17 protein-coding genes and 2 pseudogenes are annotated in these 14,988 nt (G+C 42.1%); all 19 read left to right on the top strand.

Features of this window, described 5'->3' with window-relative positions; translation table 11 throughout:
- Positions 1 to 326 precede the first annotated feature (326 nt).
- The 19 genes and pseudogenes from K9H14_04190 to K9H14_04280 all read left to right on the top strand — a co-directional run bounded on the left by K9H14_04190 (position 327) and on the right by K9H14_04280 (position 14,969).
- Positions 327 to 554, top strand: coding sequence for a DUF5320 domain-containing protein (locus tag K9H14_04190; GenBank protein ID MCG9479393.1), 228 nt, complete (start codon positions 327 to 329; stop codon positions 552 to 554).
- A gap of 37 nt (positions 555 to 591) precedes the next feature.
- A complete protein-coding gene (locus K9H14_04195) occupies positions 592 to 957 on the top strand; it encodes a DUF5320 domain-containing protein (GenBank protein ID MCG9479394.1) in 366 nt (121 codons plus the stop codon).
- A gap of 88 nt (positions 958 to 1,045) precedes the next feature.
- Complete coding sequence (locus tag K9H14_04200; GenBank protein MCG9479395.1) at positions 1,046 to 1,849, top strand: Mrp/NBP35 family ATP-binding protein; 804 nt, start codon at positions 1,046 to 1,048, stop codon at positions 1,847 to 1,849.
- Between the two features lie 77 nt (positions 1,850 to 1,926).
- Positions 1,927 to 2,487: a flavin reductase family protein gene (locus K9H14_04205; protein MCG9479396.1), complete on the top strand. Its 561-nt coding sequence runs from the start codon at positions 1,927 to 1,929 to the stop codon at positions 2,485 to 2,487.
- Entirely contained in the window at positions 2,480 to 3,319 is an 840-nt protein-coding gene (locus tag K9H14_04210; GenBank protein ID MCG9479397.1) for an MBL fold metallo-hydrolase, read from the top strand. The genes K9H14_04205 and K9H14_04210 overlap by 8 nt, the downstream gene beginning before the upstream one ends.
- Positions 3,320 to 3,330: 11 nt before the next feature.
- Entirely contained in the window at positions 3,331 to 4,266 is a 936-nt protein-coding gene (locus K9H14_04215) for a radical SAM protein (protein ID MCG9479398.1), read from the top strand.
- Positions 4,267 to 4,344: 78 nt separating this feature from the next.
- Positions 4,345 to 5,607, top strand: coding sequence for an IS110 family transposase (locus tag K9H14_04220; protein MCG9479399.1), 1,263 nt, complete (start codon positions 4,345 to 4,347; stop codon positions 5,605 to 5,607).
- Between the two features lie 289 nt (positions 5,608 to 5,896).
- Positions 5,897 to 6,280: a NifB/NifX family molybdenum-iron cluster-binding protein gene (locus tag K9H14_04225; GenBank protein ID MCG9479400.1), complete on the top strand. Its 384-nt coding sequence runs from the start codon at positions 5,897 to 5,899 to the stop codon at positions 6,278 to 6,280.
- Positions 6,267 to 6,464 (top strand): hypothetical protein, encoded by a 198-nt coding sequence (locus tag K9H14_04230; GenBank protein ID MCG9479401.1) that lies wholly within the window; start codon positions 6,267 to 6,269, stop codon positions 6,462 to 6,464. The genes K9H14_04225 and K9H14_04230 overlap by 14 nt, the downstream gene beginning before the upstream one ends.
- Before the next feature lie 10 nt (positions 6,465 to 6,474).
- A complete protein-coding gene (locus K9H14_04235; protein ID MCG9479402.1) occupies positions 6,475 to 6,930 on the top strand; it encodes a DUF134 domain-containing protein in 456 nt (151 codons plus the stop codon).
- Between the two features lie 18 nt (positions 6,931 to 6,948).
- Complete coding sequence (locus K9H14_04240; protein MCG9479403.1) at positions 6,949 to 7,329, top strand: NifB/NifX family molybdenum-iron cluster-binding protein; 381 nt, start codon at positions 6,949 to 6,951, stop codon at positions 7,327 to 7,329.
- 1 nt (position 7,330) lies between these two features.
- Complete coding sequence (locus tag K9H14_04245; GenBank protein ID MCG9479404.1) at positions 7,331 to 8,170, top strand: (4Fe-4S)-binding protein; 840 nt, start codon at positions 7,331 to 7,333, stop codon at positions 8,168 to 8,170.
- Positions 8,167 to 9,036, top strand: a complete 870-nt coding sequence (locus K9H14_04250) for an ATP-binding protein (GenBank protein ID MCG9479405.1) — start codon at positions 8,167 to 8,169, stop codon at positions 9,034 to 9,036. The genes K9H14_04245 and K9H14_04250 overlap by 4 nt, the downstream gene beginning before the upstream one ends.
- A 34-nt stretch (positions 9,037 to 9,070) precedes the next feature.
- Positions 9,071 to 9,931: an ARMT1-like domain-containing protein gene (locus K9H14_04255; protein ID MCG9479406.1), complete on the top strand. Its 861-nt coding sequence runs from the start codon at positions 9,071 to 9,073 to the stop codon at positions 9,929 to 9,931.
- Between the two features lie 150 nt (positions 9,932 to 10,081).
- A complete protein-coding gene (locus tag K9H14_04260; GenBank protein ID MCG9479407.1) occupies positions 10,082 to 10,618 on the top strand; it encodes a 4Fe-4S dicluster domain-containing protein in 537 nt (178 codons plus the stop codon).
- Complete coding sequence (locus K9H14_04265) at positions 10,611 to 11,558, top strand: CoB--CoM heterodisulfide reductase iron-sulfur subunit B family protein (protein ID MCG9479408.1); 948 nt, start codon at positions 10,611 to 10,613, stop codon at positions 11,556 to 11,558. The genes K9H14_04260 and K9H14_04265 overlap by 8 nt, the downstream gene beginning before the upstream one ends.
- 18 nt (positions 11,559 to 11,576) lie before the next feature.
- Positions 11,577 to 12,335 (top strand): annotated as a pseudogene (locus K9H14_04270) (FAD-dependent oxidoreductase).
- A gap of 57 nt (positions 12,336 to 12,392) precedes the next feature.
- A pseudogene (locus tag K9H14_04275) lies at positions 12,393 to 12,677 on the top strand (hypothetical protein).
- Between the two features lie 336 nt (positions 12,678 to 13,013).
- The gene (locus K9H14_04280) at positions 13,014 to 14,969 is read left to right on the top strand and encodes an FAD-dependent oxidoreductase (protein MCG9479409.1); all 1,956 of its coding nucleotides are present in this window, start codon (positions 13,014 to 13,016) and stop codon (positions 14,967 to 14,969) included.
- Positions 14,970 to 14,988 lie beyond the last annotated feature (19 nt).

Here is a 14,988-nt window from a genome sequence, read left to right on the forward strand (position 1 = left end):
GATGAGGCCTGCACCAAGTGCGGCAGCCAGGACATAGTTAGAAATTATTCAAGTTTTGAATTCAATGCCAATGTAAACAAGGACAGCGGAGGAGGAAGCTGCAGCAGTGGTTGCTGTGGATTCTAAAATAATAAACCTGTAAAAAAAGGGGTCGCTCTTTAGCGGCCCCTTTTGCTATTTAAGACCTTCAAACAAAGCGCTATTTACCCTCTTTAAGCTAATAAAAGTTAAAAAAATTAATATCTCAAAACTCTTGCATTATGAACGATAGTTCATTATAATAATATTATAAATTGAACAATAGTTCATTATAGGAGGTGTTTACAATGCCAGGTTTTGATGGAACAGGACCAGCAGGAATGGGTCCCATGACTGGAAGAGGTGACGGTTATTGTGTTATGCCTGCTGGGTTTATCCCGGCCAGACCTAACCTACAGGTAAATATTACCGGAAACAGGTCGCCAGTATATAGGTTGTATGGCCCAGGATTAAGAAGGGGAAGGTTTTGGCAGGCAAGAGCACCTATAAGATCAGGCCGTAGAGGCAGAAGATAAAATAATAAATTACTATCCGAGGAAAGGAGTGATTGGTATGCCAAGAGGAGATGGAACAGGACCAGCAGGAATGGGTCCCATGACCGGAAGATCAGCAGGATATTGTGCCGGATACAATGTAGCCGGTTTTATGAATCCTTCCGGCGGAAGAGGTTATGCAGGAAGGCCGATGGGAGGATCTGGACGAGGCAGAGGACACAGAAATGCCTATTATGCTACCGGGCTTCCTTTCTGGGCCAGGTATCCGGCACCGCCGGCAGGAGCTGCGCCCTACTATGGGACTGAAGCTGGGCCTGAAGATGAAACCGAGCAGCTTAAACAGCATGCGGATGCATTAAAACAGCAGCTGGATGACATACAGGCCAGAATGGATGAATTGGGCAAATCCAAAAAAGAAGAGTAAAATAATTAAGCAATAATAAAATAAAAAAGGATAGGGCTAAATGAAGGTTTGGTCTCTATCCTTTTTAAAAATTAGAAAAGGTGGAGCAATGAACAATATCGACCAGGACAGCCAGTTAACTGAGAATCTTTCACAGATAAAAAGAAAATTTATGGTTTTCAGCGGCAAGGGGGGAGTAGGCAAAACTACGGTAGCGGTTAATCTGGCCTATTCCCTGATGTCCAAGGGAAACAAGGTGGGACTTCTGGACATAGACATACATGGGCCTAATGTAATAAAGGTTCTGGGTCTGGAAAAAGAAAAGCTTACCGGCAGCGGCCAGAAAATAAAGCCCATTGAAGTCTTTTCCCATATGAAAGTAATGAGTACAGCTTCATTGTTGGAGACCGAAGACAGCCCGGTTATCTGGAGGGGCCCGTTAAAGATGAAGATTATCCGGCAATTTTTAACTGATGTCCAATGGGGAAAACTTGATTATTTGATCATTGATTCACCGCCGGGAACCGGAGATGAGCCTCTCTCCATTGCCCAGCTGATGCCCGATATTACCGGAGGTATTGTAGTTACCACTCCCCAGAAAATCGCTACTATGGATGCCAGAAAGAGCATAAGGTTTGCCCAGCAGCTTAAACTTCCCTATATAGGAGTAGTGGAGAACATGTCAGGTTTTCTCTGTCCCCATTGCGGAAAGAGGATAGATATATTTAAGACCGGCGGCGGACAGGAGATTGCCAAAGAACTGGGCGTGGATTTCCTGGGAAGAATACCTTATGATCCCAAAGTTATGTCCCTGAGCGATGAAGGGCATGTCTATCTAAAAGACTATAAAAACGGTACCCAGGTAAGTGAAGCCTACAGCCATATATCCAATAAAATAATTGAATTATTTTAAATATCTGGCACTTGAATAGAAGGAATTTAGTTGATAATATAATTGTGAGTATATGCCCAAAACCAAGGAGGTAAACATTGAAAAAAGAATTTGATGCAACTACTGCAGCCTACCCTCTGCCGGTGGTGCTGGTAAGCACCCATGACGAACAGGGTAATAATAATATTATGACTGCAGCCTGGACTACTAATGTAAGCAGAAAAAATCCATGTATCGCTGTATCCATGGGAAAAGATAAGCTATCTTTCAAAAATGTTGAAAAAACAGGAGATTTCGTGGTTAATATCTGTGGCCATAAATGGCTGGAACAGGTGGATATCTGCGGCGAAACCCATGGCCAGGATGTAGATAAATTTACCATAGCTGGATTTACTGCTGTTCATGCCAGTATGGTAGGGGCAAAGCTCATATCTGAATGTCCCATAAATATGGAGTGCAGGTTAAAACAGGCTTATGCCATAGATACAGGTAATATGGTTGTGGGGGAGATAGTAAAAGTGCACATTGATGATGAAATCCTGGACGCTGAAGGAAATATTGATTATGGCAGACTGGATCCCATAGTATATGCCCAGAAAACATACTATAAATTAGGAAAGGCAGTAGCCAGGAGAGGTTTTTCTCAAACAGATGGCTAACCGGGAAAGTATAAGTATAACTATACTGGTGGAAAACTGTGTTGGTCTGGCCGGACTGAAAGCAGAACATGGCCTTTCTGTGCTAATAGAAACCGATGGCCAGAGATTTCTATTTGATTGCGGCCAGACCAATCAACTACAGGAAAATGCAAGCAACCTGGGTCTCAGCCTGCATAATCTCGATGCGGTCATTTTAAGCCATGGCCACTACGACCATAGTGGTGGGCTAATGTCGATAATAGGCAAAAATCCGGGCATAAGGGTATATGGCCACCCGGCTGTTTTTGAAAAAAAATATATAAGTATGGATGGTTCCTACCGTTATATAGGTATGCAGTACAAAAAAGAAGATTATGAAAAAGCGGGAGCTAAATTTATGTTATCGGAGAAAAGCCAGCAAATAGGAGAGGAGATATACAGTTGCGGCTTTATACCCAGAACCACAGAATTTGAGCAGGTCAGCCCCTCTTTTTTTAAAAAAGTTGGCAAAAATTATATTGAAGATGATATACCTGATGATAACTGTCTGGTAGTCCAGCAGGGAAAGAAAAATATTCTGTTTTTGGGCTGTACCCACAGTGGAATTATTAATACCTTAAAACATGTTAGCAAGACCTGGAACATGAGCGGTTTCCTTATGGTAGCAGGCGGCATGCATCTGGTAGATAAAAGCAGGCAGTATGTGGAAAACGTCCTGGGTAAAATGGAAGAATTTAATATAGATAAAGTAATGCCCCTGCATTGCAGTGGACTTAACCATCTGGGACTTTTTAGCCAGTACTTCGGATCCAGCCTGAATTATGGCAGCACCGGAAAAATAATGAGGTTTTAACAAGGAGTATTATGTTTTACGGACCGGTTTTATCACGCAGATTTGGTTACTCTTTGGGAGTAGATATTATACCCTTTAAGGTATGTGTTTATAACTGTATTTACTGCCAGCTGGGACCGACTACCGAAAAGACTACCAGCAGGAAAAGGTATCTGGATATAGATTTAGATGAATTTGGAAAGGATTTAAATAAGAAGATTAAAGAATTTCCCTATACTGATTATGTAACCTTTTCCGGATCAGGGGAACCTACCTTAAACAGCGATATAGACAGGCTGATAGAAGCAGCAAAGCTAAACAGCTTGGTACCGGTAGTAGTGCTTACCAGTGGGGGAACTCTGGGGCTGGAGGGAGTGGCAGAAGACCTAAAGAATGCTGATATAGTAAAGGTCTCCCTGGATGCCTGCAGCCAGGAAATGCTGGAAAAAATAAACTGTCCTGCGGAAGGGGTCCGGCTTGAGAAAAATATGGAAGGAATCAAAAGATTAATCAATATATCTGATGCCAGCATCTGGCTTGAAATAATGATAATGGCAGGTATAAATGATGATATGGTAAGTGCCAAAAAATTTAAGGACATTATTGAAGATTTTAGACAGGGCATTGAAAAAATTCACTTAAATACAGCAGTAAGGCCATCGGGAAAGGGCTATATGAGACTGCCCGAAAGAAAAAGGCTGGAACAGATCAAAGATGTTTTGGGCCAGAAAGCAGAGATAATTGGCAAAGTAAACTATGGGAAATACAGCAGCAACCTGGTCCAGACGGAACAGGAAATAGAAAAACTTATAAAAAGAAGGCCGGTTACCATAGCCGACATATCTTCTGCTCTGGGGATAAATAGAAATGAAGCTATTAAAATTTGTGACAAATTGATGTCCGAGGAAAAAATAGATTATAGCACAAGCAAAAATGAAAAATATTATATTAAACCAAGAATACTGTAATAAACAAATAAATTGATAACACGGAATTTAATTGATAAATTTCTCTCAAATAGCAAAATTATACAGATGGGAGAAAATATGAAGGCCAAGAAAAAAGCCAAACTGGATTTAATTGGTGATGACACATTAGTAGTTGGAATCGATATAGGAAAGAGGAACCATTACTGCCGGTTTATTAATGTAAGAGGTTATGAGATAGGTAAAGGATTTAGTTTTTCTAACAATAGAGATGGTATGGAAAAGATAATATCTAAAATTGAAGAAGCAAAAATACAAAACAACCTGGCCAAAGCTGTAATAGGTATGGAACCCTCGGGCCATTACTGGAAAGCCGCGGCCCATTATCTATCCAGAAATGGATACAAGTTAACTCTGGTAAATCCATATCATATAAAAAGGATAAAAGAAATAGAGGATAACAGCCAGACTAAAACAGACCCCAAGGATAGCCTCCTTATTGCAAAACTTGTAAGAGACGGGGACTTCTTTGATCCTAACCTGGCAGGTGGCGTCTATGCGGAACTTAGAAGAATGTACAGGTTAAGACTTAAGGTCAGTAAATCCCTGGTACAGGAAAAGACAAAATTAAAAATACTGCTGGACGAATATTTTCCTGAATACGAAGGCTTATTTTGTGATATATTAGGGGCAACTTCAGAGTACATAATAGATAACTATTTTCTCCCAGAGATTGTAGCTAAGGAAAATATCCTATCCCTTACAGGAAAGATTAAAATGATAAGCAGAGGCAAGATAGGTGCTTATAAGGTACTAAAACTCATAGAATGTGCCAGGAGCTCCATAGGGATAAACACAGGTATAGATGCAGCAGTACTGGAAAAAACCTATATACTTAAAGATATTTTAAGCCTGAAGTTAAAGCTTGACCACTTAAATAAAAAACTAAAGTATTACCTGGACAGGATAGAGTGTTCAAAATATCTACTGAGTATACCGGGAGTCGGCATAGTCACCGCAGCCGGATTTCTAGGCGAGGTTGGAGATATCTCAAAATACAAAAGCGCAAAGGAGATAATAAAGATGGCTGGGCTTAATCTTGTTGAGATATCCTCAGGGATAAAGAAAGGCAAAAAGAAGATATCAAAAAGAGGAAATAATAGACTTAGATGTCTTCTTTACCAGTGCGCAATAGTAGCAATATCTAAAAACAGCCAGCTCAAGAGATACTATTGCTATCAGGCAGAGATAAAAAATAAGATGAAGATGGTAATAGCAGTGCAGTGCAAGCTGGCAAGAATAATGTTTGCTCTTTTAAAACATAAAAAATATTATGACCCTGAAGAAGTTTTAAAAAGTATGGTTGCCCAAGAGGTAGCTTAGGGTTAAAATTAGAGCTTGGTGGGGGATTCTGGTTTCTCCGTAGGGCGTATTTATACGACCCCGTAACTAAGAATTAGAACCCCCACTTCAAGATCAAAACATCGAACGAAGTACTGTAAGGGATTTACTTAGGTAAATACCCCGGAAGACATGATAGGGTAGATGTGATCTTGCCAACAAGTGGGTACCTTCACCCAGCTTTAATCTTAATAAATATGATTTCTTTATGGGAGAAATTATCAATAAAATTTATTTTGATTTATTAACTACATTAAGATAGGAGTAAAATATGAAAATTGCTATTTCTACTGATAATAATATGGTGTCGCCCCATTTCGGCAGATGCCCCCAGTTTACTATAGTAGATATTGAAGATGATAAGGTAAAAGACAGGACAACTATCAACAATCCCGGTCATCATCCAGGATATCTGCCGCAGTTTTTATCAGAAGCCGGGGTTAACTGTATTGTGGCTGGTGGAATGGGGTCCAGAGCCGAAGAATTATTCAAACAGGCTGGTATTGATACCATATTAGGAGTTAAGGGAGAAATTCCCGTGGTAATAGATAAGCTGGCAGCCGGCACCTTAAATGGCGGCCAGAGCATATGTGGCCCCGGAGCGGGAAGGGGTTACGGAATTGATAAAACTGAATGTGAACATGAGGAGGAATAAATCATGCCAAGAGGAGATGCAACAGGACCGGCAGGTCAGGGACCTGGAACCGGAAGAGGACTCGGCCGCGGAGGCGGCAGGGGAAGAATGGGCGGATCAGGTGCTGGAGCTCAGGGCTATTGTATTTGCCCTGATTGCGGGCATAAAATTGAACATCAGGCCGGGGTACCCTGTACTGAATTGAAGTGCCCTGAATGTGGAACCAGTATGGTAAGAGAATGAGTGCCAGACCAAGAATAAAAAAAATAGTTGATAGTCTGCCCCTGTATGTGCTGTACAAGCCTATGGGGGTTGATGAAGAGAATCTGGAAACTGAAAGCCTGACCCTGGAAGAGGTTGAGGCCTTAAAGCTTAAGGATGGGCAGGACTTAAAACAGGTTGAAGCAGCCAAGCAGATGGGTATATCCAGGTCTACTTTCCAACGGCTGCTTCATTCTGCCCGGAAAAAGGTTGTAAATTCTCTACTGGAAGGCAAAGCCATTAAGTTTGAAGGTGGAAATTATATAGCCAATGAGAACATAATAAGCTCAAAATGCACTAAGGGAAATTACCACTTTTTTATAAAGAAAAGTGATCTCAAGGGCCAGCAATACAAGCTCAGTAAAATAAAATGTCCCAAGTGCGGCAAGAAGCTGGTTGATTTTAAATAAAAAAAGAGGAGGAAAAAAATGATTATTGCAATTTCGTCTACTGGTACCAGTCTGGAATCTAATGTTGATGCCAGATTTGGAAGATGTCCATTTTTTATATTTTACGATACGGAAAATGATAGCTTTGAACATGTATCCAATGAAGCCAGAGGAGCCATGGGTGGAGCAGGGATACAGACAGGTCAAATGATTGCCAATAAAGGAGCCAAAGCGGTTATTACCGGAAATGTTGGCCCTAATGCTTTCCGGGTACTGTCCACAGGTAAAGTAAAAATTTATACAGGAGTTTCAGGAAAGGTAAGTGAGGCTGTAGAAAAATTTAAGGCAGGCCAGCTTACAGAAACCACTGCACCCAATGTTACTTCACACTTTGGCATGGGTGGAGGAGGTAGAAGTTAAATTGATAATATCAGTTGCTAGCGGTAAAGGTGGTACCGGAAAGACTACAGTTGCCTGCAATCTGGCTCTGGCTGTAGGTTACTGCCAGTTAATGGATTATGATGTAGAGGCTCCCAATACCAGTTTTTTTATCAAGCCGGATATAAAGCATATCCAGAAGGTATCCATAAAGCAGCCTTATTTCTTAACTGAAACCGGTGCTGATTTCAGCAAGTGTGCAGAATTTTGCCACTATAATGCGGTAGCGGTAATAGGAGAGGAAGTTATACTCTTTCCCGAGCTATGCCATGGCTGCGGCGGCTGCCTGCTGGTGGGCCCCAAACAAGCAGTTAGAGAAAAGGATGTAGTGGTGGGTGAAGTAAAAAAGGGAGTAGCCAAGCCCAATATTAATTATTATATGGGGGATCTCAGACCCGGTTCCATGCGTACGGTTTCGTTACAGTCAGCTTTGGATAAGGATATAATCAAGTCTGAACTGGTAATTATAGACTGCCCTCCAGGGACTTCCTGTTCCATGGTATTTTCAGTAAAGGATTGTGATTACTGTATACTGGTAACCGAACCTACGCCTTACGGCCTTAATGACCTCCAGCTTTCTGTAGAGGTGCTCAAAGATATGGGCAAACCTTTTGGTGTGGTTATAAACAGGGATGGGATTGGAGATGACCAGGTTGAAAAATATTGCCGGGACAATTACATACAGGTACTGGCTAAAATACCCAATGACATTGAAATTGCCCGTTATTATTCCAGGGGAGACTCCATTATTGATTATAATCCGGAATACAGGCAGGTATTTGAGAATATATTAAAGGATATAGAAAAGGAATTGGAATTATGAAACAGCTGACCATTATCAGTGGAAAGGGCGGTACCGGAAAGACTACGGTTGCTTCCAATTTTATAAACATGGCCAATGACCATATTGCTGTAGATTGTGATGTGGATGCTGCCAATCTGCATATTTTGCTGGAGCCGAAAATAATAAACCAGGAAGAGTTCAGCGGAGGGGCTATAGCTACTGTTACCGGTGAGTGTATTAATTGCGGGAAATGTGAAGAATTGTGTAGGTTTGAAGCCATAACTGATTCAGAAACAGATATTAAGATTGATGACATAAGGTGTGAAGGCTGTGGGGTATGCGTGTATGCCTGTCCTACTGACGCCCTGGAGCTTAAACCTTCAGTACAAGGTACAAGCTTTATATCAGAGACTGATTTCTGTCCCATGGTTCATGCCAAACTTGTACCCGGTGCTGAAAATTCCGGTCTGCTTATAACCAAAATAAGGAATATGGCCGAGGATATTGCCAATGAAAAAGACCTGAAGCTGGTCATGATTGACGGCGCCCCCGGCATAGGATGCCCGGTTATTTCTTCACTGAACGGGGTAGATGCAGCCCTGATTGTAACCGAGCCTACACTTTCCGCTATCAGTGACTTTAAAAAGGTATACCAGGTAGCAAAAATATTCGACATAAAGGTATTTGCATGCATCAATAAATATGATCTGAACCAGGAGAACAGTTTGCAGATAGAAGATTTCTGCAGGGGAAATGATATAGAAATGATAGGCAAGATACCCTATGATGATCAGGTTTCCATTTATTTATCCCTGAAAAAATTTATAGTTGATAACCAGCAAAGTGAAGCAGCTATGGAAATTAAAAGGATGTGGGAAACATTAAAGGAATACTTGTACCAATAATTATTGTAAAAAAACAGCAGATAGAAAGAGGACAATGAAGTTAAACCTAAAGTGTATACCATGTTATGTAAACCAGGTAATGCAGGCAGCAGAACTTCTGCAGGTAGACGAAGAGACTAAAGAAAAAATGGCCAGAGAGGCTCTGGAGGCAGTATCCAATTTTAAAATGGGAGAGCATGCCTTTTATACCTTTAATCTGGCCCAGGATGTGGTAAGGAAACATGAACCCAAAAAGGATCCTTACCGGAAACTGAAAAAAAAATACAACCGGATATGTCTTCATCTGGAACCAAAAGTAAGAAAAAAGATAGCCGATTCTGAAGATAAGTTTGAAACAGCCTTAAGAATAGCCATTGCCGGAAATATTATAGACTTTGTCCAGCAACCGGATATGGATGAAGGAATAGTGCAGGAAACTATTGAGCAGGCGCTGGTTCAGCCCCTGAATAAGGAAAAAATAAAATTACTGAAACAGGAAATAGATAAAGCCGGTCATATTTTATATGTGGGTGATAACACCGGTGAAATAGTTTTTGACAAGGTGTTTATAGAACAAATTGGACCTGATAAGGTAACTTTTGTGGTAAGGGGTGGCCCAACCATAAATGATGCGACCATGGAAGATGCCAAAGAAGTGGGTTTGACCAAACTGGTAAAAGTTATCACTACCGGTACTGATCTTCCGGGAGCAATGGTGGGCCTGGCATCTCCCCAGTTCAGGGAAGCATTTAACCAGGCAGATTTGATCATTGCTAAAGGCCAGGGTAATTACGAAGCCTTGAATGAAGAAAAGAAAAATATTTTCTTTCTGCTAAAAGTAAAATGCCCGGTAATAGCTGAAAGCATGGGTAACCGGTACCAGGTAGGGGACATAGTGGTAGATACTGCTTTATAATTTTTTTTAGGGCAAAACAATTGAAGTTAATTATTCTGGACCTCTGGCTATAAAACTGTATAAGTATTTTTTAAATTTACGCTTGCATAGGATTAATGGATTGTGTATTATGGTTTTAATTTTAATAAACCTACCTACCTAAATTTGTTCATGGGAAAAAAAGGTATAGATTACCAGAAACTAAACAGTGATCTTGAAAATTTTGTAGAGCCCAATATGAACTATTGCTGCCAGTGCGGCAAATGCAGCGCTGGTTGTCCGGTGATAGAGCTTTATGAATACAAGCCTCATCAAATCATTAGCCTGATCCAATCAGGCCAGATGGAGAAGATAGTTAATTCCAATACCATATGGCTTTGTGTGGAATGCGATATCTGTTCTACCAGATGCCCCGAAGATATAAGTATAGCTGCTATCATGAATCATTTAAGGGTGGCAACCTGGCAGGAAGATACCAGGAAGAATAAGAATATTTCCAAGTTTTACCGGCTGTTTGTAAAGATATTGCAGTTCTTTGGCCGGAGTTATGAGCCGGGTCTTATAATGGGACTGAATGTGGGTACCGGAAGATTGTTTAATGATGCCGATATTGCAGTGGATATCTTAAAAAAGAGGAAGATAAAAATACTGCCCGAGCTGATAAAAGGCAGAAAAGGTTTGGGAAAAGTAATCAAAAAATATGAGTAGGGATATGGCCAGAGAAAAAAATAACAAAAAAATTGCATATTATCCGGGGTGCTCACTTAACTCCACTGCCATAGATTACAATGTTTCCATAAAGAAATTGTTAAATGTTCTGGGGGTTGAGTTTGAGGAAATTGAAGACTGGAACTGCTGTGGTACCACTCCTGCTCATCACACCAATGAAGAGTTATCGGTAGCACTGTCCGGCAGAAATCTTATTTTAGCCAGGCAAAATGGGTATGAGGAGATTTTATGCCCCTGTGTATCCTGTTATATAAAACTAACCCAGGCAGCTAACCTGCTTAATGCTGATAATGAGAGCTTGAATGAATTTGAGCAACGAAGGAGAAAGCAGCTGATCGCAGATCTTAAGGATATGGGTTTGGAGATAGAAGAAAATTATAATTTCAAAATTTATTCCATTCTAAATTTTTTAATAGAAAACAGGCCGCTGATAAAACAAAAATATGAACAGGCAGTACAGGATCCCGATTACAGGAGACCGGAAATACTGTCCAAGCTTAATCCTGCCTGCTATTATGGTTGTGTAATTTTCAGGTCCAGGGATGCCCTGAAGTTTGACCAGGCCGAAAACCCGACTTCCATGGAAAAATTGCTGGAAGATGTGGGTATAGAAAGCAGGAAGTTTCAGTTTAAGACAGAATGCTGTGGAGCTATTCTGTCGCTAACCAATAAGGATACGGTATTAAAGCTCAGCAAAGGTATAATTGAGATGGCCGATGATTGCGGGGCTAACAGCCTGGTTGTATTCTGCCAGTTATGCCAGCAAAACCTGGACTTAAGACAATCCCAGATTAACCGTACCTTTAAAACCAGTTATCATATACCGGTTATATATTTAACCCAGGTGCTGGGAATGGCACTGGGTCTTTCTGAAAAAGAAGTAATGCTGGACCGGCTTTTTGTAGAGCCGGCCATTTAAGAAAGGAGCTTACAGGCTTTGAGAATAGGAGTATTTATCTGCTACTGCGGTTCCAATATTGCGGCTAATGTGGATGTGGAAAAAGTAGGCGAAGAAGCAAAGAAGTTCCCGGGGGTGGTTTTTACCCAGACCAATCTTTATACCTGCTCGGAACCGGGCCAGCTCCAGATTGTAAAGGCGGTAAAAGAGAATAATCTTAACCGGGTGGTGGTAGCATCCTGTTCTCCCCAGGTACATAATGTCACTTTTATGAGAACAGTAGAGTCTGCCGGACTGAATCCCTACCTGTTTAATATGGCCAATTTGAGGGAGCAGGATTCCTGGATACATGATGACCGTGAAAAAGCAACCCAGAAGGCTGTCGAGCTGGTAAGGATGGCGGTTAGCAAGGTTTACCGGCAGGGCAAGCTCTATCCCAAATACTTTGATATAAATAAAACGGTAATGGTTATAGGGGGAGGAATTACCGGTATACAGACTGCTCTGGATATTGCCAATGGCGGAAGAAAAGTAATACTGGTGGAAAAAGAGGCGTCCATCGGCGGCAAGATGGCCCAGCTGGATAAGACCTTTCCAACAATTGATTGCTCCGCCTGCATACTTTCCCCCAAAATGGTGGATGTGGGAACCCATGAAAATATTGAGCTTTTAACCAATTCCGAGATAGTAAAACTGGAAGGATCAGTAGGTAATTTCACTGCTACCATCAGGAAAAGGCCAAGATATATAGATTTGAAGAATTGTACTTCCTGCGGGGATTGCGAAAAAGTCTGTCCGGTTACTATACCCAACAGCTATGAAGCAGGCGTAGCGGATAGAAAAGCCATATCCAAGATGTTTGCCCAGGCGGTTCCTTCTGCTTACAACATACATAAGAGGGGAAAGGCTCCCTGCAGGAGCAGCTGCCCCGCTGATGTTGCTGCCCAGGGCTATATTGCTTTAATCAGGGAAGGTAAATACCTGGAAGCTTTAAAACTTCACCGGGAAGACAATCCATTTCCTTCTATATGCGGAAGGGTTTGTACCCATCCCTGTGAATTAAACTGTACCCGTAAACTGGTAGATGACCCCATAGCCATAATGTCTTTAAAAAGATTTATAGCCGATTATCAACTAAAGCTGGGTGAAATTCCGGTACCCCAGCTGGAAGAGAAGAAATCAGAAAAGGTGGCTATTGTGGGATCGGGGCCTGCAGGCCTGACTGCAGCTTATTATCTGGCCAAAAAGGGATACGGGGCCACTGTATTTGAGGCTATGCCGGTGGTGGGAGGCATGCTGAGGACCGAAATACCGGATTACCGGCTGCCCCAGGATATACTGGATAAAGAGATTGATGTAATTAACCGTATGGGTGTTGAGATTAAAACCAATAACAAAATTGAAAATACAGAACAGTTGTGGAAACTTAGGAAAGATTTTGATGCGGTATTTTTAGCCACCGGAGCCCATAAGGATATGCCCATAAATATTGGTGAAGAGGGTGTGGAAGGCGTTATTTCAGGGGTAAAATTTTTAAAGGATGTCTCTTTAGGCAAAGGAGACAGGCTTGAAGGCAGGGTGGCAGTCATAGGCGGAGGAAACGTAGCTATTGATTCCGCCCGGTCAGCATTGAGGCTGGGCGCAGACCAGGTGGATATATTTTACCGTAGAAGCCAGAAAGAGATGCCGGCTATCGAAGAAGAATATGAGGATGCGGTTGAAGAAGGCGTAAACATGAACTTTTTAACTACCCCGGTAAAGATTATAAAGGAAGATGGCAGGCTTAAGGGCGTAGTATTTATTAAGAACAAGCTGGGAGAGCCGGACAGCAGCGGAAGAAGAAGTTTTATACCTATTGAGGGCAGTGAGTTTAGCTGTGAACTGGACTGGTTGATATTGGCCATAGGCCAGAGACCGGATACCGCTTATCTGGTAAATGGTGAGGATAAGTTAGAAATTACCCGGTGGGATTCAGTACAGATGGAAGATGAAAGCATATTGCTGGCAGACAGCAGGGGCATATTTGCTGGTGGAGATGCGGTTACCGGCCCGGCTACGGTTACCGAGGCCATAGGCCACGGAAAACTGGCAGCAGGGGTAATAGACCGCTATATCAGGGGAGATAAGCTGGAGGATATATCCAAGGCTGTAGCTGAAGAGAAAAAGGCAGAAAACAGGCTTAAGGCTGAAGAAGTATTTACTGAAAAAGAGCTGAAAGACTTTAAGCGTCAGTCCAGGCTGCAGATAGCCAAGATGGATGCTCAGAACAGGATCAAAGGTTTCCAGGAAGTGATGTCAAACATCTCTGAGGAAGAAGCCAAAAGAGAGGCTGAGCGTTGTTTGAATTGTGGAATTTGTTCGGAGTGCGGACAGTGCATAGAAGCCTGTGAGGCAAAAGCCATAGATTATAGCCAGAAAGAAGAAATGCTGGTTGAGAATATCGGGGCAGTAGCGGTTACGGTAGGAGTAGATGTGCTTACTGCCGATATGTTTGGAGAATATGGCGGCGGTGAGCTTGAAGATGTGATAACCAGTCTTCAGTATGAAAGATTGATGTGTGCTTCCGGGCCTACTCATGGCCATATAGCCAGGCCTTCGGATAAAAGAGAGCCTAAAAAGATTGTATTCTTATCCTGTGTGGGTTCCAGGGATAAATCCAGGGGATTGGATTATTGTTCCAGTGCCTGCTGCATGTACATAGCCAAGCAGGCTATCTTAACCAAGGAACATATAAAAGACTCTCAATCCTATGTGTTCTATACCGATATAAGGTCCCCGGGCAAAGATTATGATGAGTTTATTGACCGGGCCAAGCAGTATGGGACTAAATATATACGGGGAAGGGCTTCCAAGGTTTACAAGAGAGAAAAGGACGGAAAACTTATAGTTAAGGGTGTGGATACAGTTTTAAACCAGATGGTTGAAATAGAAGCGGATCTGGTGGTTTTGGCTACCGCTATGGTAGCCGGCGAAAAGGCAAAACAGCTGGCCAAGGTATTGAATATAAGTACCGGTCCCTTTGGCTTCTTTAAGGAAAGCCATCCCAAGCTGCGGCCGGTAGAAACCAATACCAACGGCATATTTATAGCCGGGGCCTGCCAGTCACCCAAGGATATTCCTGCAAGTGTTGCCCAGGGCGGCGGGGCAGCCTCTAAGATACTGGCCCTGATGTCCCAGGATAAGCTGGCCAGTGATCCTCTGGTGGCCATGGTGGACCAGGTAAGGTGTATCGGGTGTAACAAGTGTCTGTTGGTCTGTCCTTTCAATGCCATTGAAGAGGTAGAAGTAAGGGGCAGGAAAGTAGTAAATGTAATAGAAACAGTTTGCAAGGGATGCGGGCTCTGTGAGGCTACCTGTCCTATTAATGCTGTAACCTTAAACGGGTTCAGTGATGAATTGATACTTGAGGAGATTAAGGCTTTTTCCAAATAATTTAACCAGTTAAGGAATT

The organism is Actinomycetes bacterium (assembly GCA_022396035.1).
Classification (GTDB): Bacteria; Actinomycetota; Humimicrobiia; order Humimicrobiales; family Humimicrobiaceae; genus Halolacustris.